Source organism: Flavobacterium inviolabile, assembly GCF_013389455.1.
GTDB classification, from domain to species: domain Bacteria; phylum Bacteroidota; class Bacteroidia; order Flavobacteriales; family Flavobacteriaceae; genus Flavobacterium; species Flavobacterium inviolabile.
Genome location: NZ_CP058278.1, coordinates 2,194,056 through 2,216,853, shown reverse-complemented (window position 1 = coordinate 2,216,853; position 22,798 = coordinate 2,194,056). Strand labels below are relative to the sequence as shown.

Sequence of the window (22,798 nt, the reverse complement as noted above, 5' to 3'; positions counted from 1 at the left end):
CCTTAAATTAATTCTGATTTCAAAATTGGCTAATTGACCGAATTAGATTAATTTTGCATTTTTAAAAACAACACACAAACAACACACACAATGATTCATTTCTTCGGAAACCAGACCAATACGGTTTTTGCAGTACAATCGCAAAGCGAGCTTTCTGCTCAGGACATTACGAAATTAAACTGGCTGTTTGCAAGCGCTACTGAAAACCCTTGCACAGTTCTTAACGATACAAAGGCATCTCTGGATGCTTTTTTTGTTGGCCCACGTGCAGCAATGATCACACCGTGGAGTACCAATGCTGTTGAGATTACCCAGAATATGGGTATTTCGGGCATTATCCGGATTGAGGAATTTGAAAAAGTAACGGAAGATTTTAACGATTTCGATCCGATGCTTTTCCAGAAATATACTGCGCTTCATCAGGATATTTACACGATCAACATCCAGCCGGAACCTATTTTGGAAATTGAGGACATCGCGGCCTACAACCAAAAAGAAGGATTGGCATTAAGTCAGGAAGAAGTGGATTACCTGAACAACTTAGCCGTAAAATTAGGGCGCAAGTTAACCGATTCGGAAGTATTCGGATTCTCACAGGTAAATTCGGAGCACTGCCGTCACAAAATTTTCAACGGAACATTTGTGATTGACGGTGAAGAAAAACCGACTTCCTTATTCAAATTAATCAAAAAAACATCCGAAACACATCCTAACGATATCGTTTCGGCCTATAAAGATAACGTGGCTTTCGTAAAAGGACCGCGCGTACAACAGTTTGCACCTAAAACAGCCGACAAACCGGATTTTTATGCTATTCAGGAATTTGATTCGGTTATTTCGTTAAAAGCGGAAACACACAACTTCCCTACCACGGTAGAGCCTTTCAACGGGGCAGCAACCGGTTCGGGAGGAGAGATCCGTGACCGTTTGGCAGGTGGCCAGGGTTCTTTGCCATTGGCAGGAACAGCAGTGTATATGACTTCATATTCCCGTCTGGAAGAAAACCGTCCGTGGGAAAATGCCATGAACGAAAGAAAATGGTTGTACCAGACTCCAATGGACATCCTGATCAAGGCTTCCAACGGAGCTTCCGACTTTGGAAACAAATTCGGACAGCCGTTAATTACCGGTTCGGTATTGACTTTTGAACACGAAGAAGATGCCCGCAAATTAGGTTTCGACAAAGTGATCATGCTAGCCGGAGGAATCGGATACGGAAAAGAAAGCCAGGCAAAAAAACAAAAACCCGCTGTAGGTGACAAAGTAGTCATTTTAGGTGGTGAAAATTACAGAATCGGAATGGGTGGTGCTGCTGTTTCATCGGCAGATACCGGAGCTTTCGGTTCAGGAATTGAATTAAATGCGATCCAGCGTTCCAATCCGGAAATGCAGAAACGTGCTGCCAATGCCGTTCGCGGATTAGTGGAAAGCGATCACAATCCTATTGTTTCCATCCACGATCACGGTGCCGGCGGACATTTGAACTGTCTATCGGAATTAGTGGAAGAAACCGGAGGAAAAATCGATTTAGACAAACTTCCTGTTGGTGATCCTACTCTTTCTGCTAAAGAAATCATCGGAAACGAATCACAGGAACGTATGGGATTGGTTATCGGTGAAAAAGATTTGGAAACGCTACAGCGTATTGCCGACAGGGAACGTTCGCCAATGTATGCTGTGGGTGACGTAACCGGCGATCATCGTTTTACTTTCGAATCGGCTTCTACGGGTGCCAAACCAATGGATTTTGCTTTGGAAGACATGTTTGGAAGTTCTCCGAAAGTGATCATGAACGACAGCACCATCGACAGAAAATATCAGGATTTAGAGTATACAACAGCCAATATCCCGGCCTATTTAAACCAGGTTTTACAATTGGAAGCCGTAGCGTCAAAAGACTGGCTGACCAATAAAGTAGACCGTTGTGTGGGCGGACGTGTTGCCAAACAGCAATGTGCCGGACCATTACAGTTACCATTAAACAACGTGGGTGTAATGGCTTTGGATTTCCAGGGAAAAGAAGGGGTTGCGACCACTATCGGGCATTCGCCGGTTTCGGCTTTGGTTAATCCGGTAGCAGGTAGCCGTAACGCTATCGCAGAAGCTTTATCAAACATTGTCTGGGCACCGTTAAAAGACGGACTGAAAAGTGTTTCATTATCTGCTAACTGGATGTGGGCTTGTAAAAACGAAGGCGAAGACGCCCGTTTATATGAAGCGGTAAAAGGCTGTTCCGATTTTGCTATCGAATTGGGTATCAATATTCCAACCGGGAAAGACTCCCTTTCCATGAAACAAAAATATCCGAACGACGAAGTAATTGCACCGGGAACGGTTATTATTTCTGCCGGAGGAAATTGTGCTGACATTACTAAAATTGTGGAGCCTGTTTTACAACGAAACGGCGGAAGCATTTATTATATCAACCTGTCTCAGGACAGCTTTAAATTAGGTGGTTCTTCTTTTGCACAGATTTTAAATAAAATCGGTGAAGAAGTACCAACGATCACCAATGCCGGTTATTTCAAAAAGGCATTCAATACTATCCAGGATTTAATCAAGGCCGGTAACATTAAAGCCGGACACGACATCGGAAGCGGCGGTTTAATCACTACCCTTTTGGAAATGTGTTTTGCAGATGTAAATCTGGGTGCTGCTTACGATTTATCCTCTTTACAAGAACAGGATACCGTTAAAGCCCTATTCAACGAAAACATCGGATTGGTTTTCCAGGCAGATGCTGAAGCTGAAACAGTGCTAAACAACAACGGTATTGAATTCTTTAAAATTGGTGAGGTAACGGAAATCAATACCGTAACCATTACCAATAATGAAGACGTTTTTGCATTCAATGTTACAGAACTGAGAGATACCTGGTACAAAACCTCTTTCCTTTTAGACCAGAAACAGTCTAAAAACGGAATGGCGCAGGAACGTTATAACAATTATAAAAACCAGCCGCTAAACTATACTTTCCCGTTACATTTCGACGGTAAGAAACCGGTTATCGACGCATCAAAACCACGTCCGAAAGCCGCTATCATCCGTGAGAAAGGAAGTAACTCCGAGCGTGAAATGGCAAATGCGATGTATTTAGCCGGATTTGACGTAAAAGACGTGCACATGACCGACCTGATTACCGGGCGTGAAACATTGGAAGATATCCAGTTTATCGGTGCCGTAGGAGGTTTCTCCAACTCAGATGTTTTAGGTTCTGCCAAAGGCTGGGCCGGTGCTTTCCTATACAATGAAAAAGCCAATACGGCATTGAAAAACTTCTTTAAGCGCGACAATACGCTTTCGGTAGGTATCTGTAACGGCTGCCAGTTATTTATGGAGCTGGAATTAGTCAACCCGGAACACGAAATACACGGAAAAATGCACCACAATACAAGTGCAAAACACGAAAGTATCTTTACTTCCGTTACCGTTCAGCCAAACAACTCGGTAATGTTATCCACATTAGCAGGAAGCACATTAGGGGTTTGGGTTTCACACGGTGAAGGAAAATTCAAATTACCGTATGCAGAAGAACAGTACAATATTGTTTCCAAATATGCTTACGACAGCTATCCGGCAAATCCAAACGGTTCGGATTACAATACTGCAATGATGTGCGACACTACCGGTCGTCACCTGGTAATGATGCCGCATATCGAACGTTCCACGTTCCCTTGGAACTGGGCACATTATCCGGCAGGACAGCAGGATGAAGTATCGCCATGGCACGAAGCATTTGTAAATGCCCGTAAATGGATCGACAATAAAAACAAATAAAAACAAAAACGCCCCGAATCATCGGGGCGTTTTTAAATAGTAGAGGACTGATTTGAGATATTTGATATATGACGTTTGATTTGAGATATATGAGATACGAAGTTTGAGATATGGGATTTGATTTGATATAAAAAATAAGGCGGGCAAAATAAATTTGCCCGCCTTATTTTTTATATCAATGTACTTATTACTCTTCTTCTTCCACAGTATGGGATTTGGAGTACACTCTCCATTTTTCAATACATTCCTGCATATCCTGCGGCAATTCGGTATCAAATCGCATAAACTCTTTGGTTACCGGATGCTCGAAGCCTAATGTTTTAGCATGCAGTGCCTGTCTTGGCAAAGTCTTAAAACAGTTGTCAATAAACTGTTTGTATTTTGTAAAGGTAGTACCTTTCAAAATCAGGTGTCCGCCATAACGCTCATCGTTAAATAAGGTATGTCCGATATATTTCATGTGGGCACGGATCTGATGGGTACGCCCTGTTTCCAGTATACAGGAAACCAATGTTACATATCCGAACCGTTCCAACACCTTATAATGCGTTACCGCATGTTTTCCAAACTCTTCACTGTCATAAACCGACATTTGCATACGGTCTTTCATGTGACGTCCGATATAGCCTTCAATCGTTCCTTCCTCCTCTTCAATATTCCCCCAAACCAGGGCAACATATTCTCTTTCGGAAGTTTTATCGGCAAACTGTTTCGTCAAGTAAGCCATCGCCATATCCGTTTTGGCGACCACTAACAATCCGGTAGTATCTTTATCAATACGGTGTACCAATCCCGGACGCTCACTGCTGTTTAGCGGCAGGTTCTCAAAATGATAAGCCAGCGCATTTACCAGAGTTCCGGTATAGTTACCGTGTCCCGGATGGACTACCAGTCCGGCAGGTTTATTGATTACCAGCAATTGATCGTCTTCAAAAACAATATCCAGCGGAATATTCTCCGGAATAATCACATTTTCAAACGGCGGCTGTTCCATTAACACACGCACCACATCAAATGCTTTTACTTTATAATTGGATTTAACAGGGATATCGTTCACAAAAATGTTACCATTTGTTGCCGCCTGCTGGATTTTATTTCTTGTTGCATTCTCAACAAGATTCATTAAAAATTTATCCACACGCAAAGGAGCCTGCCCTTTTGCCGCTTCAAAACGATAATGTTCAAATAATTCACCGTCTAAATCGGCTTCTTCGTTTATATTATTATTCTGCATTACTTTCTGTTGTATTTTCTTTTACAGGAATACTATCCGTTGCTGTTTCCTCTACAAATCCTGTTTTACCGTCTCCCAAAACCAAATCGATTTTTGAAGCTTTCAATACTTTATCGCCGGCTTTTAACTGTTTTCCACCCTGTTTCATCTCCAAAACAACATCTTTAGCCATATACGGAACATATTTCACGTTTCCTTCTTCCAGACCTAAAGCCCGTAAAGTTGACAGCGACTGACGGTATGTTTTCTGGATAAGATCCGGCATGGTCACTTGCGAGTAACCGCCAGAGTTAATCTTAACATACACTTTTCTGCCGTCTTTTACCGTTACTCCCGGCAATGGATCCTGCTCTACTATAGAATAAGGCGGGAAATCGGCTTTGAAATCAACAGTATCGAGTAAATGAATTTCCAAATCAATGTCATTTAACTTCTCCTCTGCTTTATCAATAGTCATTTTTGACAAATTAGGAACCGGAATTTCTTCCCCGTGATTGGTAGCATATCCTAACCATTGCATCACTAATACCACAAATACAATCAGGATAATCAGTGCTAATGCTAAATTTTTAAAGAATGTAAAACTGGTTAAAAACTTTTTCCAACTCATAAATAATCGAATTTTGGCAAATATATAAAATACTAAAGGTTTTTACTTTCTTTAAAGCCTTATATTTTATTATTCAATCCGGAATGATTCAACAAATAATAATACTTTTGTAATATACTTAACTAATAATTCAAACGTAGCAAAATGAAAAATGTTGCCATTATTATGGGAGGATATTCCAGTGAATATCAAATCTCTTTAACAAGTGGAAATGTAGTCTATAAATTTCTGGACCAGTCAAAATACAACGCCTACCGCATCCATATTTTTAAGGACAAATGGGTAATGGTAGACGAAAATAATGCTGAATTTCCGGTAAACCGTCATGATTTCTCTGTGGAGTATAATGGTGTAAAATTACAATTTGATGTGGTTTTCAATGCGATACACGGAACTCCGGGCGAAGATGGATTAATGCAGGCTTATTTTGAATTATTAGGTATTCCGCAAACGTCCTGCGATTATTACCAGGCTGCTTTAACGTTTAACAAAAGAGATCTGCTATCCGTCTTAAAACCATACGGCATCAAAACGGCTACTTCTTTTTACTTAAACGAAGGCGATAGCATTGACGAGCAAACAATCATCAAAACCGTAGGACTCCCTTGTTTTGTAAAGCCAAACAAAGCCGGTTCCAGCTTTGGAATTTCCAAAGTAAAGTCGGTGGAAGAATTATTACCGGCAATTGCAAACGCCTATAAAGAAGATAACGAAATTATCATTGAAAGCTTTCTGGACGGAACCGAAGTTTCGGTGGGTGTAATCAACTATAAAGGGGTGACTACGGTACTTCCGATAACGGAAATCGTTTCTGAAAATGATTTCTTTGATTATGAAGCAAAATACCTGGGCAAATCCCAGGAAATCACTCCGGCAAGAATTTCACCGGAAATGACCGAAAAAGTAAGCGCGGTAGCCAAACGCGCCTATGATGTTTTAAAAATGAAAGGTTTTTCCCGTAGTGAGTTTATCATTGTTAACGACGAACCGTATATGCTGGAAATGAATACAATTCCCGGATTAACAACCGAAAGTATTTTACCGCAACAGGCAAAAGCAGCAGGAATTTCTTTAACCGAATTGTTTGACAATGCTATCGTATTAGCATTACAATAATTCCAACGCAAAAAACCAACCAAATGAGAAAAGCAATATTTCCCGGTTCATTCGACCCGATCACTCTGGGACATTATGATATTATTAAAAGAGCCCTTCCGCTATTTGATGAAATCATCGTTGCCATTGGGGTCAATGCCGAAAAAAAATACATGTTCTCTTTAGAAACGCGTCAAAAATTCATTGAAGATGCTTTTCAAAACGAACCGAAAGTTTCGGTAGTGACCTATCAGGGATTAACAATTGACCTGTGCCAGAAGTTAAACGCACAGTTTATTCTCCGCGGACTTCGCAATCCGGCGGATTTTGAATTTGAAAAAGCAATTGCCCATACCAACAGAAAGTTATCCCATATTGAAACGGTATTTCTATTAACGGCTGCCAGTACTTCCTATATCAGTTCCAGCATTGTCCGCGATGTTATCCGTAACGGCGGTGATTATACTGTTTTAGTACCGGATTCGGTAAAAATAAAATAAAAAAGAAGCGCCTGTCCGGGCGCTTCTTTACTTTTTGTCATGCGGGAAACGTTTACTGTTTCACGATTTTTTTCACTAAGTTTCCTTCAGCAGTTTCCAGATTCAACAGGTAAACACCCGTTGCAAAACCGGAAATATCAATTTTGCTTCCTGTATTGGTTTTTAAAGCAAATTGTTTACCGGTGATATCAACCAGCGTTGCTTTCTGGATCTCCAATTCGTTTGGCAGCTCTACTGTAAACAATCCTGACGTCGGATTAGGATAAACCATTACTAATTTTGAGGCAAATTCATTAACACCCAATGTCGTTCCTACTGCATTGATAACCATGTGTACATTTGGAAAACCGGTTCCCACCGCTGCCACATCTGTTGGCGTTATTATCGAACAGGTGGTCGAAGCAATATAGCTTGGTCCTGTTTGTCCGGCCGAATTGGATCCTAAAATGATTCGGATACCGGATCCGGTTGCCGCTGCGGCATATCCTACTTCTACGATTAACGTTGCATTTGCAGGAACTGTAGCCGTTAACGGAACGGAAACAATAGTCCCTACATTTGCAGTCTGAACGGTATAATCCGCCTGTCCTAACAAAGTATATCCGGTATTCGGGAACCCTGCAGGGAAAGCAGCCGTTGTACTGTATGCCTTAACGGTCACTACATAACTGCTGGCTCCGGTCAGGGAATTAACGCCAAACTGGATCGCCGACAAATTAAAAGCAGCCGTAACCCCCAATGCATTCAGGTTAAAACTTCTGTAATACCTGTTGTCACTGGATGTTGCCGTAGTACTGTTACCACAAGCTACTGTATTTCCATTGATTGCCTGCGAATTAGAATGTGTGAGCACAATTTGCGCCTCAACTGCAAAAGACATTAAAAAAAACAAGCATAAAAGAGTAATTTTTTTCATATTTTTATTTTTTAATTGATTAAGCAACACTAAGCTAACGATAAAAAAACAGAATACCTAAAAAACAAACCCCTTTTATAAAAATATCATAAAAAACACCCGGATATAAAATGAAATTCATAAAAATCCTACTGATCCTCCCCTTTCTGCATTCCCTTCCGACAATGGCACAGCAAAAATTTCCGACACCTTATGAAAAAGGAAATGGCAACCAGACGGCAACCTATGAAGAGACCATTGCCTATTTCCAGTTACTGGATCAGAATTTTGAAACCATTGCCATGAAAACCATGGGACAAACAGACAGCGGCGAACCGCTGCATATTGTTACGTTTAATCCCGGAAAAAACTTCGACTTTCCGGAAATACAGAAAAACAAAGCCGTTCTTTTAATCAACAACGGAATACATCCCGGAGAACCGGACGGTATAGATGCTACCATGATGCTGTTCCGGGATCTGGCTACCGGAAAAATCACTGCTCCCAAAAACACGGTTGTCGTAGCCATTCCGATTTACAATATCGGCGGAGCCTTAAACAGAAATTCAACTTCCCGCGTTAACCAAAACGGACCGGAAGAATTCGGATTCCGCGGAAATGCCCGGAATTATGACCTGAATCGGGATTTTGTTAAATCGGATACCCGAAATGCCCGTAGTTTTGCGGAAATCTTCCAATTGGTTTATCCGGATGTTTTTATCGACAACCATGTTAGTAACGGTGCCGATTATCAATATACATTAACCTATATTTCCACACATTATCAGAAATTAGGCGGTACTGCCGGAACATATTTCAATACCGATATGTATCCCGCCATTTTAAAAGACCTGCAGTCCAAAAAAATTGAACCGGTTCCTTATGTGAATATTTACAATAAAACACCCGAAAACGGCTTTGCCAAAAACATGGAAACAGCCCGTTTTTCTACCGGTTATGCCGCAATGTTCAATTCCTTCGGAGCCATGGTGGAAACCCACATGCTAAAAAAATACAGCGACCGTGTAAAGGTGACGTACGAATACATGATAACTACCTTAAACTATACCGATAAAAACTTCCAGACGATTAAGAAAATCCGGAAAGAAACCCTTGCCAGCTATACGCCAGACCAAAAATATACGGTAGAATGGGAAATCGATTCGGCCAAAGTAACCCAAATCCCGTTTTTAGGATATGAAGGCAAATACAAAGCCAGTGCTGTTTCCGGCAAACCGAGATTGTATTACGACCGTTCCAAACCATTCAAAAAGATGATTCCCTATTATGAAGTTTACAAACCTAAAAAGCAGGTTACTATTCCGGAATATTACGTGATCCCGAAACAATGGTGGAATGTTCTGGACCTGCTGAAACTGAATAACATTGAAATGAAACAGCTGAAACAGGATACGCTCATTACTGTGGAAAGCTACAGAATAGCCGATTATAAAACCGGAAACAGTGCTTTTGAAGGTCATTACGGCCATTCCAACACTACCGTTACCGTTGAAAAAAAGCCCGTTACGTTGAAAAAAGGGGATTACCTGATTGCCACCCAGCAGAAAAATGTAAAATTCCTGTTGGAAACTTTAGAACCGGAAGCTGTTGATTCCTATTTCAACTGGAATTTCTTTGATGCCGTTTTACAGCAAAAGGAATACTACTCTCCTTATGTATTTGAAGATGTGGCAAAACAGTTACTGGATGAAAACCCGGAACTGAGAGCAGCACTGGAAAAAAAGAGAAAAAGCGATCCTAAATTTGAAAGCAGCGGTGACGCCCAACTGGACTGGGTCTATAAAAACTCTAAATATTACGAGAAATCACACCTGCAGTATCCGGTATACCGCATCATGAAATAAAACCAATAAAAAACCAGAGCAATGCTCTGGTTTTTTGTTTATAAAACTTTTTCTGCCTGAAACAACAGCTTAATATTTTCATAGGAATTGGTCAGCGCTTCTTTCACCTCATCCGGTTTCAGCCAGGCAACTTTTTCAATACCTTCTTCAATTTGTCCCTGTGGTATCCCTTCAAAATTCGTTTTCATCTCAAACCAATGGGTTACTTTCAGCTTATACCGCCCGTTGCGCTTAAAAACATGATAGGTTTTCTGTAACTTCTGCGTAATTTTCAAACCGTCAACACCGGTTTCTTCTTCCACTTCGCGCATGGCCGTTTGTTCGATCTCTTCTTTTTTCTCGATTCCGCCTTTGGGAAGGTCCCATTTGCCGTTTCTAAAGATAAAAAGTACCTCTCCTTTCCGGTTGTACACTAATCCGCCGCCCGCTTTTACTACCGGAATCTTCTCCTTGAGTTTCTTCAGGATTTCCTTTTCGTCCGGATAGTATAAAAAAGCTTTCTGAATTTTGTTTTGAAACATTTTAACAATAACTTGCTTTATATCAACACTTTCCAAAAGAAAAAGTTGAAAATCGGTTTCTTTAACAATTTCATTTGTCAAGAAAAGTGGTTTGTCGTTCACAAAAACTTTATACATTTGTACTATGATTTTTAATACAGACACAGCTAAAAAAACTGCCGAATTGCTTTTACAAATAAACGCAATTAAATTAAATCCAAAAAATCCTTTTACATGGGCTTCTGGATGGAAGTCGCCTATTTATTGCGACAACCGTATAACCCTCTCATTTCCACCGATAAGAAATTATATCCGTGAGGAATTTGCGAAAAACATTGAAAAAGAGTTTGGAAAACCGGATGTAATAGCCGGAGTAGCAACCGGAGCCATTGGCATTGGTATATTGGTTGCAGAATATTTAGGTTTACCATTTGTTTATGTTCGTCCGGAACCTAAAAAACACGGAAGACAAAATCAGGTAGAAGGCTTTTTACAAAAAGGCCAGAACGTGGTTGTGGTGGAAGACCTGATCAGTACCGGAAAAAGCAGTCTTATGGCTGTTGAAGCTTTAAAAGAAGCCGGTGCAAATGTAAAAGGTATGGTGGCCATTTTTACGTATGGTTTTGAAATTGCTACTGAAAATTTCAAAGAAGCCAACGTTAACCTCTATACTTTGGGGAACTACGACACCTTACTGGAAGAAGCAGTTGCCAAAAAATACATTACCGAAGAAGAACATGAAACCTTAAAAGAATGGCGTAAAAGCCCTTCAACCTGGGGAATTGAAGTTTAATCAAGCATAAAAAGCACTAACGATACTTATATATGAATTTAGAAAGTCCAAAAGTTAACGTAGAGAAATCAGCCGAGTACCTATTCGATTCTTTAACAGATGTTAAGAATTTCGAGAAATTAATGCCTGAAAATATAGCTAAATTCGAAGTATTGGATGAAAACGCTTTTATTTTCGGTTTAAAAGGTATGCCGGAAATTAAATTAAAAATGAAAGATAAAGTAGCCCCAAACAAAGTTGTTTTAGGAGCTGCCAGCGATAAACTGCCTTTCACTTTAACAGCAAATATTAATGCCCTTACTGCAAACACCTCGGAAGTTCAATTGCTTTTCACAGGAGAATTTAACCCGATGATGGCCATGATGGTAAAAGGACCTATCGGTAAATTTATCGAAACTTTAGCCGGAAACATGAACAAACTGTAAGCCGGAATTCCTTATAAAATTTTAAAAAACCTTTTAGTTAAACTAAAAGGTTTTTTTATGCCCCAGGGTGATCCGTTAGATTTCCTTACTGCTTCTGCCATCAATTGCTAATACTATTAAAAAATATATTTTGTACCGATTGGTAAAATATTATATCTTTGCCCTCAAATAAACTAGCATGTCCGGAAGACCTAAAATATTCGACAACGAGGCGGTAATCGAGAAGGCTGCCGACCTGTTTTGGTCACAAGGCTATGAAATTACCTCAACGGAAGATCTGCTCCGGGCAATGGGCATTGGCAAAGGCAGCTTTTATTTAGCTTTTAAAGGCGGCAAAAAGGAACTTTATGAAAAAGTATTGGAAAAGGTCAGTCAAAAAGAACTGAATACCTTAAAAGACAATATCGCCAAAAGCCTGGCTCCGGTTGAAGAAATCAAAAAACTGTTCCGCAGTATTGCAAAAGCACCAAAAGCAACCAATCTGAAAGGTTGTATTTTCGGTAACACCCTTGCCGAATTTTCCAATAACGATGCGCAAATAATGCAAATTGCCGCCCGGCATTTAAAGGAACTTGAAACCGTTTTTCAGCTTACCATTGAACAGGCACAGGCCGCAGGCCAGATGCAGTCTAAAGACGATTCCCATCTGCTCGCCCGTTATTTAATAACCACCTGGAACGGATTGGGTATCAGCAGACGCCTGTATCCGGATCCCAAAGCACTCTCCGGACTTATTGAAATGCAGCTTGGCATTTTAGACTAATTTTTTTAACCAATTCTGTACCGATTAGTACAAAATAAAATAATATCCCTATGCCAGAAAACAACACACCGCTAACCGCCTGCACTGTATTTTTATTTGCAATTGCCAGCGGGCTTGCCGTTGCCAATGTCTATTTTGCCCAACCCCTGTTGCACCTCATCGCATTGGACTTCAAAATAAAAGAGCACAGCATCGGACAAATCGTAACCCTTACACAGATTGGCTATGGCCTCGGATTATTTTTTATCGTACCGTTGGGCGACATACTGAACAGGCGGAAACTAATCCTGTCGCAGTTTTTCATCTCCATAGTAATGCTGCTGATAATCAGCTTTACCTCCCATCAGTTTGTTTTTATGGGTGCTTTGCTTGTTCTGGGACTATCGGCCACTGTTGCTCAAACCATAGTCGCCTATGCTGCATCATTAGCAACACCTTCACAAAACGGCCGTGTTGTCGGTCTGGTCACAAGCGGTATTGTTATAGGGATCTTATTAGCCAGAACTGCGGCCGGATTCCTGGCAGATGTTTCCGGATGGCGTTCCGTGTACACCGTCTCGGCCTCAGCAACCACCCTGATTACCGTATTTTTGTGCTACCAACTCCCAAAACAGGATTATCCTAAATCCGATACCAGCTATCGCAAACTGCTGCACTCCCTTTTCACGCTTTTCAAAGACGAACCAATAATGCTGAAACGTTCGGTAATTGCCTTATTCCTGTTTGCCTCTTTCAGCACCTTATGGACGTCGCTGGTCTTACCACTGAGCACCACTCCGTTTTCTTTTTCGGCTACAGAAATCGGATTATTTGGATTGCTGGGAGTGATCGGTTCGTTAAGTGCTGCCCGAGCCGGAAAACTAGCCGATCGCGGGCGGGCACAACAAACTACCGGAATAGCGCTTGCTGTCCTGATACTATCCTGGCTGATTATGAGCTATCTGTACAATAACATCCTCCTCCTCATTACCGGTATTATCCTGCTGGACTACGCTGTACAGGCAGTACATGTAACCAACCAGTCCATACTGTACAAAGCATTGCCGCAAGCCGTAAGTCGTACAATAGCGGCTTATATGATTTTTTATTCCATCGGAAGCGGTATCGGCGCCCTGCTCTCCACGCAGGTGTACAATAAATCCGGCTGGAGCGGCGTTTGCCTTTTAGGAGCCGGATTTAGCAGTATTGCGCTTATTTTTTGGCTGCTGACATTAAAAAAACAGAATAAATAATTGTAAATTTGATACTTTACACATCCCAAATACGCCATTCCAATGAATCTCCGCAAGCGCTTTACCATCCTCCTTACCTTATCACTTGCCCTGAACACTTCCGCTCAGACAACTAACTTAAGGGCTCAGATCAATGAGATTATTAAAGACAAAAAAGCTACTGTGGGTGTAGGCATCTATAACCTGACCAATAACGATACGCTAACGATTAACAATACGCATCATTTCCCGACCATGAGTGTGTATAAATTCCATTTGGCATTGGCCATTTTACACCAGGTTGATAAAGGAAAATTAAGGCTGGATCAGGAAATATTCGTAAAAAAATCGGATTTACTGGAAAACACGCATAGCCCGTTACGGGAGAATTATCCTTATGGCAATATCAATATCAAATTGAGTGAACTGATCAGCTATACGGTCTCTTTAAGCGACAATAATGCCTGCGACATACTGTTTCGCCTGGCTGGCGGTACTAAAAAGGTGGACCGTTACATCAAAAGCCTGAAAATCCCGAATACCAGTATTCAGGCAACGGAAGCCGAAATGCATGAAAAATGGGAAAACCAATACCTGAATACGACCACTCCGTTTGCTGCGGTTTTACTACTTAAGAAGTTTTACCAGCTTCAGGTGTTATCGCCAACATCCTATGACTACCTGTTAAACGTGTTACAGGGAACCAAAACCGGACCGGATAAAATAAAAGGGCTGTTGCCTCAAAACGTAGTTGTGGCACACAAAACCGGAAGTTCCTTCCGGAAAGAAACCGGGCTTAAAGCCGCCGAAAACGACATCGGGATTGTATACCTTCCCGGCGGACAGGCATTTGCCATAGCCGTTTTTGTTAGTGATTCCATGGAAAGTGACACCACTAACAACAAGATCATTGCCGCAATTTCAAAAGCAGCCTTTGACTATTTTTCAATCAAGTAGTCATGAATATCATTACCCTCACAGCCGAAAATATTTCCAAAGAGCACATTTGCTGCGCCATTAGTGATAAGAAATTATCCAGCGGCTATGCGGCAAAGAAAGAATGGCTCACTTCGCAGTTTAAAGAGGGCTATATTTTTAAGAAACTCGATGTGAGCGGTAAAGTTTTTATTGAATATGTCCCGGCAGAAAAAGCCTGGGCTCCTGTTCACGCGCCAAATTATATGCTGATCAACTGTTTCTGGGTTTCCGGTCAGTTTAAAGGCCAGGGATACGGTAAAGCATTATTTCAGGAATGTGTCAACGACAGTAAGGACAAGGATGGCATTATGGTCATTACCGCTGCAAAAAAACAACCGTATATGTCCGACAAAAAATTCTTTGCAAAACAGGGATTTCTATTGGCCGATACGGCACTTCCCTATTTTGAGCTCTGGTACAAACCATTACGGGAAAACGCAGCAATTCCAAAATTTAAAGACTGCTGCAAAAAAGGGGAATGCGACACTTCAAAAGGCATTGCGGTATATTATACTAATGCCTGTCCGTTTACGGAATATTATGTAAATGAAGAAACAAAAAACGCTGCCCTGGAAAAAGGTTACCCCATTACAATTCACAAAATAACAACGCGGGAACAGGCACAAAACCATTTTGTCCCTTTTACAATTCACAGTGTTTTTCTGAACGGAAAATTTGTAACACAGCAAATACTGAATAAAAGACTGTTCGAAACCTTTGTTTAACAGCGAGTACTTAGGCAGTATACCGGGAGATTATTAATAGAACTTCCCGTCCACATAAAACCAGCTTCCGTTTTGCTGCTTAAAAGTCGATTTTTCATGATGTACCTGGGGCTGTAACAACGCATCTAAAAAGTAAGCTTTAAACTCCACCGTATTTTCCGTTGCTTTAATTATTTCCAATTTCAGCCACTGGTTCGAAACAGCCCATTGCTGTATGTCCTTTTTAGAATGGTATTTTCGCCGGGAAATATGCGTTGTAGCCAGTAAATAGTCAACTGCATGCACTGCATAAGCCGAATACCGGGACCGCATCAGTGCTTCGGCTGTGGGAGCCTTTTTAATACCTTTTACATACGGTTCGCAGCAATCCCGGAAAAGCAGGCCGGAACAGCAATAACATTTTTCGGTCATGATTATTCGGATTGGATTTTTTTTAATATTTCTTTTAATTTCTCTTTTCGCAACTGTGCAGCATTTTGTTCTTTTACCTTTTTATGCTGGATCTTTTTACTGTGCTTTTTTCTGTTTTCCTCGTTTTGACGGCTCATATCAGTAATCTGCTTTTTATTTGCTGTAGTGTTTTATTAGTGGTCAGCAGTTCGTTAATAATGGTTTCCCGAAGAGCATCCAGATCTTCATATTCCAGGTATTTTGCCCAGGCTTCACTTTCAAATAACTTCCGGATCTGCTGCATGTATTTTGTGGTTTCGGCAGCATTGCGCAATACTGCCTTACCATCATATAAAGGATTGGATTTGTGTTCAAAAACAGCCGCTCCGCTTGTAAAATCGACAGTTATATAAAACAAATTATCCGAATCATTATTGGGATAGAAATCACTCCATTTTGCATACCCGATACGCTCCCGTGTTCCGTCAGTCGTGGCTAAAGGCAGCAAACGCCATCGGCAATTTGCGGCTCTTCCCCAATGATTGGAATAGCGGTAAACACCTTCTTCCGTAAAATAATAGCTACTGCCCGATTTACTTTTATAATTCGTCTGTATAGCGCTTACCTCATTTGGAGCTACTTCAGTAAAAATGCAGAAAGTGTGTTTAAAAAAATTGGTTTTATTATATGATTTCCCATTCATGCTGCAAAGATAAGAAATGCCTTTTTAGGATTTTATTATACTATGATTTACCTGAAGAATAGTATATTTGTAGTAATTACATTATATTTTTAATCCCCAAAAATTTATTTTATGAAAGATACCGTACTAACAATAGGCGCTTGTTATGGAGGTCTTGCTGTCATTTTTGGTGCTTTTGGCGCCCATATCCTCAAAAAGAAAATGAACACGGAAACCCTGAAAAATTTTGAAACCGGAGTAAAATACCAAATGTATCATGCACTGGCATTGGTTTTCATCAGTCAGTTTTTTGCTTTCACCAAAACTACCGAATCGTTAACGGCATTCTTTTTTATCGCCGGTACTTTTTTATTTTCATTCAGCATATACGGTTTGTGCCTGAGCAGCATTGGCGGTAAAAAGCTGAAATTCCTGGGACCAATAACACCCCTTGGCGGTATGTTGCTGTTTTTGGGCTGGTTTTTCCTGGCCATTTCCAAGGTGGTTTAAAATAATACATAATAACCATAAAAAAAGCCACTCTTCCGAGTGGCTTTTTCTGTATTATTTCTACCCGATTAAGGGAAAATACCTCTTTGTTTGTAAGCCATTTCAATACGCGCTAACGCTTGAATGTAAGCTGCAGTTCTCCAGTCGGTTTTGTACTGACTTCCTGTTAAAACTACTTTGTTGAAAGCATCTTCCAGTTTCTTTCTTAATTTGATGATTACGTCATCCATAGTCCAGATTTCTCCGTTACGGTTTTGTAACCACTCGAAATAACTTCCGATAACACCTCCTGAATTACATAGGATGTCCGGGATGATTTCAATACCTTTTGCTAATAAGATTGCTTCTCCGTCAGTATCTGTTGGTCCGTTAGCACCTTCAGCAATTACCTGAGCTTTGATTGTATCTGCATTTTCAACAGTAATCTGGTTTCCTAAAGCAGCCGGGATAATGATATCACAGTCAATTCCGAAGAAATCTTCTGCTTTATAATCCTGAGTTCCTTTGTAACCGGAAATTGTATTGTTGTCTGCCTGGAAACGCAATAAAGCTTCCGGATCGATTCCTTCCGGGTTATAGATTGTTCCGGTTGCATCCTGAACACCAACAAGGATTGCTCCGTTTTTGTTCATAAAGTGTGCAGCCCAGTACCCTACGTTACCAAATCCCTGAACAATATATTTTTTCCCTTCTAAAGAAGTTCCTCTCAATTTTGCCCAGGACTCCAAAGTAACCACTACTCCAAATCCTGTAGCTCTGTCTCTTCCTTCCAAACCTCCTGAACCTACAGGTTTACCTGTAACTACGTGTTGGTTTTTAGAACGCTCAGCCGGTGATTTTGTAGACATATAGGTATCTGCAATCCAGGCCATCATCTGAGCTGTCGTGTTAACGTCCGGTGCAGGAATATCATGCTCAGGTCCGATATTATCACCTAATGCATACGCAAAACGACGGGTAATACGCTCTAATTCTGAAGTAGAATATTTTTTAGGATCTAACTGGATACCACCTTTACCACCTCCGTAAGGAAGACCAGCTAAAGATGTTTTCCAGGTCATCCAGGTAGCTAATGCTCTTGCAGCATCGATATCTACAGTTGCGTGGTAACGCAAACCTCCTTTGTAAGGACCTAAAACATTATTGTGTTGTACTCTGTAACCTGTGAACATTTCTACCGTTCCATTGTCCATTTTCACAGGAAAGTGAACTACGATTTCGTTATTTGTAACAGAAAGGATTTTTTTAACAGTCTCATCCAATCCCATCACAGAAGCAGCTTTTTCAAACTGGTTCTTAACATTTTCATACATGCTAGCCTTCGGCTTTTGTGCTGTTGCCATACTATTTAATAATTTACAACTTATTTTTGTTTGTTTGTTAATTTGCTATATAAAAAAGCATACAAATATAGGGCATTAAAATTGAAGCAAAAACGAAATACTTAATAAATTAACATAATTTAAACGCCTATTTTTCAATCCGGATTTCAGAATTCTACATTTCCGTTTTAGCAGAAAATAGCGAACTTGTAACAAAAGTTACAACTTATTACATTCCAAAAAGATACCTTTACAAAAAATATGGCATGAAATCACTCCTATTCGAATCCTACGACTACATTTTTGAAGAACAGCTGCTCGAAGAAATCAGCACTGTTTCCAGTTACAAGAAGTTTAAAGCCGACGATTATCTTATCGAGATAGGAGAAAATATTGAATGGATGCCTTTGCTTTTAAAAGGTGCTATCAAAATAATGCGCGAAGACACTAACGGCGATGAACTGTTGCTGTACTTTTTAGAACGCGGCGATACCTGTGCGATGACCCTGACCTGCTGTATGGGGAAAAACAAAAGCAAAATCAGGGCTGTAGCCGAAACCGACGGCGAAATGGTTTTGATCCCTATTGGCAAAATGGAGGAATGGGTCGTAAAATATCCTTCCTGGCGCAACTTTGTGTTTGAGAGCTACAACATCCGGTTAATGGAAATGCTGGAAGCCATCGATACGCTTGCTTTTATGAATCTTGACGAACGCCTGTATAAGTTCATAACCGACAAAGCGAAAGTGCTGGGCACAACCGAAATTGCGACAACCCATCAGGAAATCGCCTCCGAAATGAACACCTCAAGAGTTGTAATTTCCCGGCTATTAAAGCATTTGGAAGACGAGCAGAAAATTAAGTTACACCGCAATAAAATTGAAATTCTGACCTTCTAAATGGAATCATTTTTCGGCTATATCGGTGCTTTTTGCATCGGACTTGTTTTAGGACTTACCGGCGGCGGCGGTTCCATACTGACCGTACCCGTTTTAGTATACTTACTGGGAATCCAGCCGGTAACGGCAACAGCCTATTCCCTGTTTATAGTAGGAACAACCTCCTCCTTCGGAGCATTCCGCAATTATTTCAAAGGGCTTGTAGCTGTAAAAACAGCTGTCCTGTTTGCCATACCCTCATTTATTGCTGTTTTTCTTACCCGCAGGTTTCTGGTTCCGGCTATACCCGAAACGATAATCAGCACCTCTGGTTTCACTTTATCCAAAGACACTTTTTTAATGGCGCTTTTTGCCGTAATCATGTTTTTTGCCGCCATGGCCATGCTTCGGAAAAAAGCAGCAACATGCGATACGGAAAGCAATTCCGGCAGTATTAATTACCGCTATCTGATTCCACAGGTATTCCTTATTGGCATACTCATCGGGATGGTGGGTGCCGGCGGTGGTTTTTTAATCATCCCGACCCTAGTTTTTTTCGCCAGACTCCCAATGAAGAAAGCCGTTGGTACTTCCCTGTTAATCATTGCCATCAATTCCCTCATTGGTTTTACCGGTGATCTGGAAAACCTGAATGTAGACTGGAATTTTCTTTTAACATTTACTTTACTGTCTGTTTTTGGTATCTTTGCAGGCATATTTTTAAATAAATATATTAACGAAACACAGCTTAAAAAAGGTTTTGGATGGTTTGTTTTAATTATGGCCGTTTACATTCTTCTGAAAGAATTCCTCCATATGTGACAAAAGTCACACTGTAAAAAAAGACAACACCCTATCTTTACCCTAATAAAAAAAATGCAATTATGAAAATAGAACAGATTTATACAGGATGTATCGCTCATGCAGCATACTATCTGGAAAGTAATGGTGAGGCCGCTATTTTTGATCCGCTACGTGAAGTACAACCTTATATTGATAAAGCCACTAAGGATAACGCTTCCATTAAATACATTTTTGAAACGCATTTTCATGCCGATTTTGTTTCCGGACATTTGGATCTGGCACAAAAAACCGGCGCTAAAATCGTTTACGGACCTACAGCCAATCCAAATTTTGAAGCTATAATTGCCGAAGACAATCAGGAATTTAAAATTGGCAACTATACCGTTAAGGCGATTCATACGCCGGGACACACGCTTGAAAGTACCTGTTATTTATTAACGGATGAAAATGGTAAACAACACGGTATCATTACCGGCGATACGTTGTTCATAGGCGATGTAGGCCGCCCGGATTTAGCACAAAAACTGGTTAGCGATTTAACTCAGGAAAAATTAGCCGGAATGCTGTTTGACTCGTTGCGCAATAAAATAATGCCATTGGCAGACGATTTAATTGTCTATCCAAACCACGGTGCCGGAAGTGCCTGCGGTAAAAACATGAGCAAAGAAACAACAGACACTTTGGGCAATCAGAAAAAAGTGAACTATGCTTTACGGGCCAACATGACAAAAGAAGAGTTCACGGCAGAATTATTAGACGGATTGGGTGCACCACCGGCCTATTTCCCTCAGAATGTTTTAATGAATATTCAGGGATATGACAGCCTGGAAACAGTTATGAATAAAGCCAACACACCAATGAATGCCGCTGCATTTAAAGCCGCTGCCGGTCAGTCTGAAGCTTTAATTTTAGATGTTCGCCATGAAAATGAATTTATAAAAGAGCACATACCGGGGTCTATATTCATCGGTTTACAGGGAAACTTCGCACCATGGGTGGGCGCTTTAATAATGGATGTTAAACAACCGATACTTCTGGTAGCGCCGGAAGGAAAAGAAAAAGAAACAATTACCCGTCTTTCCCGCGTAGGTTTCGACAACTGTCTGGGGTACCTGGAAGGTGGTATCGAAACCTGGAAAACAGCCGGTTTTGAAGTAGATACCATTATTTCCATCACACCGGAACAGTTTGCAGCAGACAAGGACACGTCCGGACTGGCTGTAATTGATGCCCGAAAACCGGGAGAATTCAGTGCCGAACATGTGGAAGGTGCCATTAATATCCCTTTGGATTTTGTAAACGATCAACTAGCCGAAGTTCCTAAAAATGCTGATTTTTACCTGCATTGTGCCGGCGGTTACCGTTCTGTAATCATGGCTTCCATACTGAAAGCAAGAGGATATCACAATATGATAAACGTCGAAAAAGGAATATCCGGAATAAGACAAAGTAATGTTCCGCTGACGAAATTCGTCTGTCCTTCGACACTAAACTAACCGAAACCCCAAAATTTGAAGCTTCAGATTTTGGGGTTTTTCATTTCATACTGTTAAAAATAATATATTTTACTTCCCCTTATAGGGAGTTTTTAAATACATTTGTAAGCATAACAAATTAAAAATAAAGATGAAGAAATTTTTTTTAGTACTATCAATTGCTGCATTTTTTGCTTCATGTAAAAAAGATGATGGTTTTACCATTATTGGAGAAGCTAAAGGTGTAGAAAATGACAAAATGGTTATCATTGCCACACAAAGCGATTTAGGCCCTGTATCTAAAGATACTGTAAAGGTTAAAGATGGAAAATTCGAATTTAAAGGAAAATCCGAGCATCCGGAATTTTGCTTTTTAAGAATTCAGGACATTGGCGATATGATCCCTTTTGTACTTGAAAATGGAAAAATTAAAGTTGAATTTGTAAAAGATTCTGTTCGTAATTCAAGAGTTTCCGGAACGGTTACAAACGATCAGTTCCAAAAATATAACGACGAATCAAAAGTAATTTATAAAAAAATGCAGACATTCCAGATTGCTAACAATCAAAGAATGGCTACAGCGCAGCAAACGAACGATACGGTTACTATAAATTCCCTTAGAAAACAATTCATGGTATACCAGGATCAGATGAATCAAAAATCGGAAGATTTTATTCAGAAACATCCGGATTCCTTTTTATCAGTAATGCTATTGGAAAACTTTGTAAAATTCCAGTCTTTACCGGTTGATAAAATTGAGAAATACTACAAATTGTTAACCGCTGATGCGAAAAACAACCAGCACGGGGATACCGTTAAAAATTTCCTTGCAAAACAAAGTGCTGTTGAAGTAGGAAAAATGGCACCGGACTTTTCTGCTCCAAATCCGGAAGGAAAAACCGTTTCCCTAAAAGAATCATTAGGAAAAGTAACCATCATCGATTTCTGGGCTTCATGGTGCGGTCCTTGTCGTGCTGAAAACCCTAATGTAGTAGCATTATACAATGAGCTACACGCAAAAGGATTAAACATCATTGGAGTATCATTAGACCAGGATGCAGCAAAATGGAAAGAAGCTATTGCAAAAGACAAATTAGCATGGACACAGGTTTCGAATTTGAAATTCTGGCAGGATCCAATCGCAGAACAATATAATGTAAAAGCAATCCCGCAAACATTTATCCTGGATGCCAGCGGAAAAATTGTAGCAAAAGACCTTAAAGGAGCCGAATTAAAAGCGAAAGTTTTAGCGCTTTTAGGCACAAAATAAGACACACTCCAAAAAATCTCCTCCGGGAGATTTTTTTATTTCTCTAAGAAACAATGCTTTAAAAAAAAGTGAGAAATTATATTAGAAATAAGTTTG

At 40.4% G+C, this 22,798-nt stretch carries 23 protein-coding genes; 15 read left to right on the top strand and 8 right to left on the bottom strand.

Annotation, left to right across the window (positions count from 1 at the left end; genetic code table 11):
* Positions 1 to 90 precede the first annotated feature (90 nt).
* The gene (purL, locus tag HW120_RS09930; protein WP_177733705.1) at positions 91 to 3,777 is read left to right on the top strand and encodes a phosphoribosylformylglycinamidine synthase; all 3,687 of its coding nucleotides are present in this window, start codon (positions 91 to 93) and stop codon (positions 3,775 to 3,777) included.
* Between the two features lie 187 nt (positions 3,778 to 3,964).
* Here the strand turns inward: purL and HW120_RS09925 are convergent, their stop codons facing one another.
* The gene (locus tag HW120_RS09925; protein ID WP_177733703.1) at positions 3,965 to 5,011 is read right to left on the bottom strand and encodes an RluA family pseudouridine synthase; all 1,047 of its coding nucleotides are present in this window, start codon (positions 5,009 to 5,011) and stop codon (positions 3,965 to 3,967) included.
* Entirely contained in the window at positions 5,001 to 5,621 is a 621-nt protein-coding gene (locus tag HW120_RS09920) for a PASTA domain-containing protein (RefSeq protein WP_177733701.1), read from the bottom strand. The genes HW120_RS09925 and HW120_RS09920 overlap by 11 nt, the downstream gene beginning before the upstream one ends.
* A 144-nt stretch (positions 5,622 to 5,765) precedes the next feature.
* Here HW120_RS09920 and HW120_RS09915 point away from each other — a divergent pair, with 144 nt between their 5' ends.
* Together HW120_RS09915 and coaD are read left to right on the top strand one after the other, a co-directional pair.
* Complete coding sequence (locus HW120_RS09915) at positions 5,766 to 6,737, top strand: D-alanine--D-alanine ligase (protein ID WP_177733699.1); 972 nt, start codon at positions 5,766 to 5,768, stop codon at positions 6,735 to 6,737.
* Positions 6,738 to 6,760: 23 nt separating this feature from the next.
* The gene (gene coaD / locus HW120_RS09910; RefSeq protein ID WP_177733697.1) at positions 6,761 to 7,216 is read left to right on the top strand and encodes a pantetheine-phosphate adenylyltransferase; all 456 of its coding nucleotides are present in this window, start codon (positions 6,761 to 6,763) and stop codon (positions 7,214 to 7,216) included.
* A 52-nt stretch (positions 7,217 to 7,268) separates the two neighbouring features.
* Here coaD and HW120_RS09905 read toward each other — a convergent pair whose 3' ends face one another.
* Positions 7,269 to 8,132, bottom strand: coding sequence for a T9SS type A sorting domain-containing protein (locus tag HW120_RS09905; protein WP_177733695.1), 864 nt, complete (start codon positions 8,130 to 8,132; stop codon positions 7,269 to 7,271).
* A gap of 110 nt (positions 8,133 to 8,242) precedes the next feature.
* Between HW120_RS09905 and HW120_RS09900 the strand changes: the two genes are divergently transcribed.
* On the top strand, positions 8,243 to 9,976 hold the full coding sequence (locus HW120_RS09900) for a M14 family metallopeptidase (protein WP_177733693.1): 1,734 nt from the start codon (positions 8,243 to 8,245) through the stop codon (positions 9,974 to 9,976).
* 38 nt (positions 9,977 to 10,014) lie between these two features.
* On the opposite strand, the gene HW120_RS09895 is transcribed toward HW120_RS09900, so the two are convergent.
* A complete protein-coding gene (locus HW120_RS09895) occupies positions 10,015 to 10,614 on the bottom strand; it encodes an NUDIX hydrolase (protein ID WP_177733691.1) in 600 nt (199 codons plus the stop codon).
* A gap of 7 nt (positions 10,615 to 10,621) precedes the next feature.
* On the opposite strand from HW120_RS09895, the gene pyrE reads away from it, so the two are divergent.
* The 6 genes from pyrE to HW120_RS09865 all read left to right on the top strand — a co-directional run bounded on the left by pyrE (position 10,622) and on the right by HW120_RS09865 (position 15,371).
* Positions 10,622 to 11,269, top strand: coding sequence for an orotate phosphoribosyltransferase (pyrE, locus tag HW120_RS09890; RefSeq protein WP_177733689.1), 648 nt, complete (start codon positions 10,622 to 10,624; stop codon positions 11,267 to 11,269).
* A gap of 32 nt (positions 11,270 to 11,301) precedes the next feature.
* Positions 11,302 to 11,694 (top strand): SRPBCC family protein, encoded by a 393-nt coding sequence (locus HW120_RS09885; protein ID WP_177733687.1) that lies wholly within the window; start codon positions 11,302 to 11,304, stop codon positions 11,692 to 11,694.
* A gap of 178 nt (positions 11,695 to 11,872) precedes the next feature.
* Positions 11,873 to 12,457 carry a TetR/AcrR family transcriptional regulator gene (locus HW120_RS09880; protein ID WP_177733685.1) on the top strand — a complete coding sequence of 195 codons (585 nt, stop codon included), beginning with the start codon at positions 11,873 to 11,875 and terminating at the stop codon, positions 12,455 to 12,457.
* A 50-nt stretch (positions 12,458 to 12,507) separates the two neighbouring features.
* Positions 12,508 to 13,689, top strand: coding sequence for an MFS transporter (locus tag HW120_RS09875; RefSeq protein ID WP_177733683.1), 1,182 nt, complete (start codon positions 12,508 to 12,510; stop codon positions 13,687 to 13,689).
* A gap of 42 nt (positions 13,690 to 13,731) precedes the next feature.
* The gene (bla, locus tag HW120_RS09870; protein ID WP_177733681.1) at positions 13,732 to 14,625 is read left to right on the top strand and encodes a class A beta-lactamase, subclass A2; all 894 of its coding nucleotides are present in this window, start codon (positions 13,732 to 13,734) and stop codon (positions 14,623 to 14,625) included.
* Positions 14,626 to 14,627: 2 nt separating this feature from the next.
* Positions 14,628 to 15,371 carry a GNAT family N-acetyltransferase gene (locus HW120_RS09865; RefSeq protein WP_177733679.1) on the top strand — a complete coding sequence of 248 codons (744 nt, stop codon included), beginning with the start codon at positions 14,628 to 14,630 and terminating at the stop codon, positions 15,369 to 15,371.
* A 33-nt stretch (positions 15,372 to 15,404) separates the two neighbouring features.
* On the opposite strand, the gene HW120_RS09860 is transcribed toward HW120_RS09865, so the two are convergent.
* The 3 genes from HW120_RS09860 to HW120_RS09855 are packed head-to-tail and all read right to left on the bottom strand — an operon-like array spanning position 15,405 to position 16,464.
* Complete coding sequence (locus HW120_RS09860) at positions 15,405 to 15,782, bottom strand: YchJ family protein (RefSeq protein WP_177733678.1); 378 nt, start codon at positions 15,780 to 15,782, stop codon at positions 15,405 to 15,407.
* A 2-nt stretch (positions 15,783 to 15,784) separates the two neighbouring features.
* Positions 15,785 to 15,919, bottom strand: coding sequence for a hypothetical protein (locus HW120_RS17790; RefSeq protein ID WP_262888412.1), 135 nt, complete (start codon positions 15,917 to 15,919; stop codon positions 15,785 to 15,787).
* Entirely contained in the window at positions 15,916 to 16,464 is a 549-nt protein-coding gene (locus HW120_RS09855) for a hypothetical protein (RefSeq protein WP_177733676.1), read from the bottom strand. The genes HW120_RS17790 and HW120_RS09855 overlap by 4 nt, the downstream gene beginning before the upstream one ends.
* A 111-nt stretch (positions 16,465 to 16,575) precedes the next feature.
* Here HW120_RS09855 and HW120_RS09850 point away from each other — a divergent pair, with 111 nt between their 5' ends.
* Entirely contained in the window at positions 16,576 to 16,953 is a 378-nt protein-coding gene (locus HW120_RS09850) for a DUF423 domain-containing protein (protein WP_177733674.1), read from the top strand.
* 68 nt (positions 16,954 to 17,021) lie between these two features.
* On the opposite strand, the gene HW120_RS09845 is transcribed toward HW120_RS09850, so the two are convergent.
* Complete coding sequence (locus HW120_RS09845) at positions 17,022 to 18,296, bottom strand: Glu/Leu/Phe/Val family dehydrogenase (RefSeq protein WP_177733672.1); 1,275 nt, start codon at positions 18,294 to 18,296, stop codon at positions 17,022 to 17,024.
* A 245-nt stretch (positions 18,297 to 18,541) separates the two neighbouring features.
* Here HW120_RS09845 and HW120_RS09840 point away from each other — a divergent pair, with 245 nt between their 5' ends.
* The 4 genes from HW120_RS09840 to HW120_RS09825 all read left to right on the top strand — a co-directional run bounded on the left by HW120_RS09840 (position 18,542) and on the right by HW120_RS09825 (position 22,702).
* On the top strand, positions 18,542 to 19,174 hold the full coding sequence (locus HW120_RS09840) for a Crp/Fnr family transcriptional regulator (protein ID WP_177733670.1): 633 nt from the start codon (positions 18,542 to 18,544) through the stop codon (positions 19,172 to 19,174).
* Positions 19,175 to 19,975, top strand: coding sequence for a sulfite exporter TauE/SafE family protein (locus HW120_RS09835; RefSeq protein WP_177733668.1), 801 nt, complete (start codon positions 19,175 to 19,177; stop codon positions 19,973 to 19,975).
* 62 nt (positions 19,976 to 20,037) lie between these two features.
* Positions 20,038 to 21,453, top strand: coding sequence for an MBL fold metallo-hydrolase (locus tag HW120_RS09830; protein ID WP_177733666.1), 1,416 nt, complete (start codon positions 20,038 to 20,040; stop codon positions 21,451 to 21,453).
* A gap of 130 nt (positions 21,454 to 21,583) precedes the next feature.
* Positions 21,584 to 22,702, top strand: coding sequence for a TlpA disulfide reductase family protein (locus tag HW120_RS09825; protein WP_177733664.1), 1,119 nt, complete (start codon positions 21,584 to 21,586; stop codon positions 22,700 to 22,702).
* Positions 22,703 to 22,798 lie beyond the last annotated feature (96 nt).

What these genes read in the sequence shown, in the direction of transcription:
- purL (WP_177733705.1), top strand. Translation starts at nt 91, where the DNA reads ATGATTCATTTCTTCGGAAACCAGACCAATACGGTTTTTGCAGTACAA.
- HW120_RS09925 (WP_177733703.1), bottom strand. Translation starts at nt 5,011, where the DNA reads ATGCAGAATAATAATATAAACGAAGAAGCCGATTTAGACGGTGAATTA.
- HW120_RS09920 (WP_177733701.1), bottom strand. Translation starts at nt 5,621, where the DNA reads ATGAGTTGGAAAAAGTTTTTAACCAGTTTTACATTCTTTAAAAATTTA.
- HW120_RS09915 (WP_177733699.1), top strand. Translation starts at nt 5,766, where the DNA reads ATGAAAAATGTTGCCATTATTATGGGAGGATATTCCAGTGAATATCAA.
- coaD (WP_177733697.1), top strand. Translation starts at nt 6,761, where the DNA reads ATGAGAAAAGCAATATTTCCCGGTTCATTCGACCCGATCACTCTGGGA.
- HW120_RS09905 (WP_177733695.1), bottom strand. Translation starts at nt 8,132, where the DNA reads ATGAAAAAAATTACTCTTTTATGCTTGTTTTTTTTAATGTCTTTTGCA.
- HW120_RS09900 (WP_177733693.1), top strand. Translation starts at nt 8,243, where the DNA reads ATGAAATTCATAAAAATCCTACTGATCCTCCCCTTTCTGCATTCCCTT.
- HW120_RS09895 (WP_177733691.1), bottom strand. Translation starts at nt 10,614, where the DNA reads ATGTATAAAGTTTTTGTGAACGACAAACCACTTTTCTTGACAAATGAA.
- pyrE (WP_177733689.1), top strand. Translation starts at nt 10,622, where the DNA reads ATGATTTTTAATACAGACACAGCTAAAAAAACTGCCGAATTGCTTTTA.
- HW120_RS09885 (WP_177733687.1), top strand. Translation starts at nt 11,302, where the DNA reads ATGAATTTAGAAAGTCCAAAAGTTAACGTAGAGAAATCAGCCGAGTAC.
- HW120_RS09880 (WP_177733685.1), top strand. Translation starts at nt 11,873, where the DNA reads ATGTCCGGAAGACCTAAAATATTCGACAACGAGGCGGTAATCGAGAAG.
- HW120_RS09875 (WP_177733683.1), top strand. Translation starts at nt 12,508, where the DNA reads ATGCCAGAAAACAACACACCGCTAACCGCCTGCACTGTATTTTTATTT.
- bla (WP_177733681.1), top strand. Translation starts at nt 13,732, where the DNA reads ATGAATCTCCGCAAGCGCTTTACCATCCTCCTTACCTTATCACTTGCC.
- HW120_RS09865 (WP_177733679.1), top strand. Translation starts at nt 14,628, where the DNA reads ATGAATATCATTACCCTCACAGCCGAAAATATTTCCAAAGAGCACATT.
- HW120_RS09860 (WP_177733678.1), bottom strand. Translation starts at nt 15,782, where the DNA reads ATGACCGAAAAATGTTATTGCTGTTCCGGCCTGCTTTTCCGGGATTGC.
- HW120_RS17790 (WP_262888412.1), bottom strand. Translation starts at nt 15,919, where the DNA reads ATGAGCCGTCAAAACGAGGAAAACAGAAAAAAGCACAGTAAAAAGATC.
- HW120_RS09855 (WP_177733676.1), bottom strand. Translation starts at nt 16,464, where the DNA reads ATGAATGGGAAATCATATAATAAAACCAATTTTTTTAAACACACTTTC.
- HW120_RS09850 (WP_177733674.1), top strand. Translation starts at nt 16,576, where the DNA reads ATGAAAGATACCGTACTAACAATAGGCGCTTGTTATGGAGGTCTTGCT.
- HW120_RS09845 (WP_177733672.1), bottom strand. Translation starts at nt 18,296, where the DNA reads ATGGCAACAGCACAAAAGCCGAAGGCTAGCATGTATGAAAATGTTAAG.
- HW120_RS09840 (WP_177733670.1), top strand. Translation starts at nt 18,542, where the DNA reads ATGAAATCACTCCTATTCGAATCCTACGACTACATTTTTGAAGAACAG.
- HW120_RS09835 (WP_177733668.1), top strand. Translation starts at nt 19,175, where the DNA reads ATGGAATCATTTTTCGGCTATATCGGTGCTTTTTGCATCGGACTTGTT.
- HW120_RS09830 (WP_177733666.1), top strand. Translation starts at nt 20,038, where the DNA reads ATGAAAATAGAACAGATTTATACAGGATGTATCGCTCATGCAGCATAC.
- HW120_RS09825 (WP_177733664.1), top strand. Translation starts at nt 21,584, where the DNA reads ATGAAGAAATTTTTTTTAGTACTATCAATTGCTGCATTTTTTGCTTCA.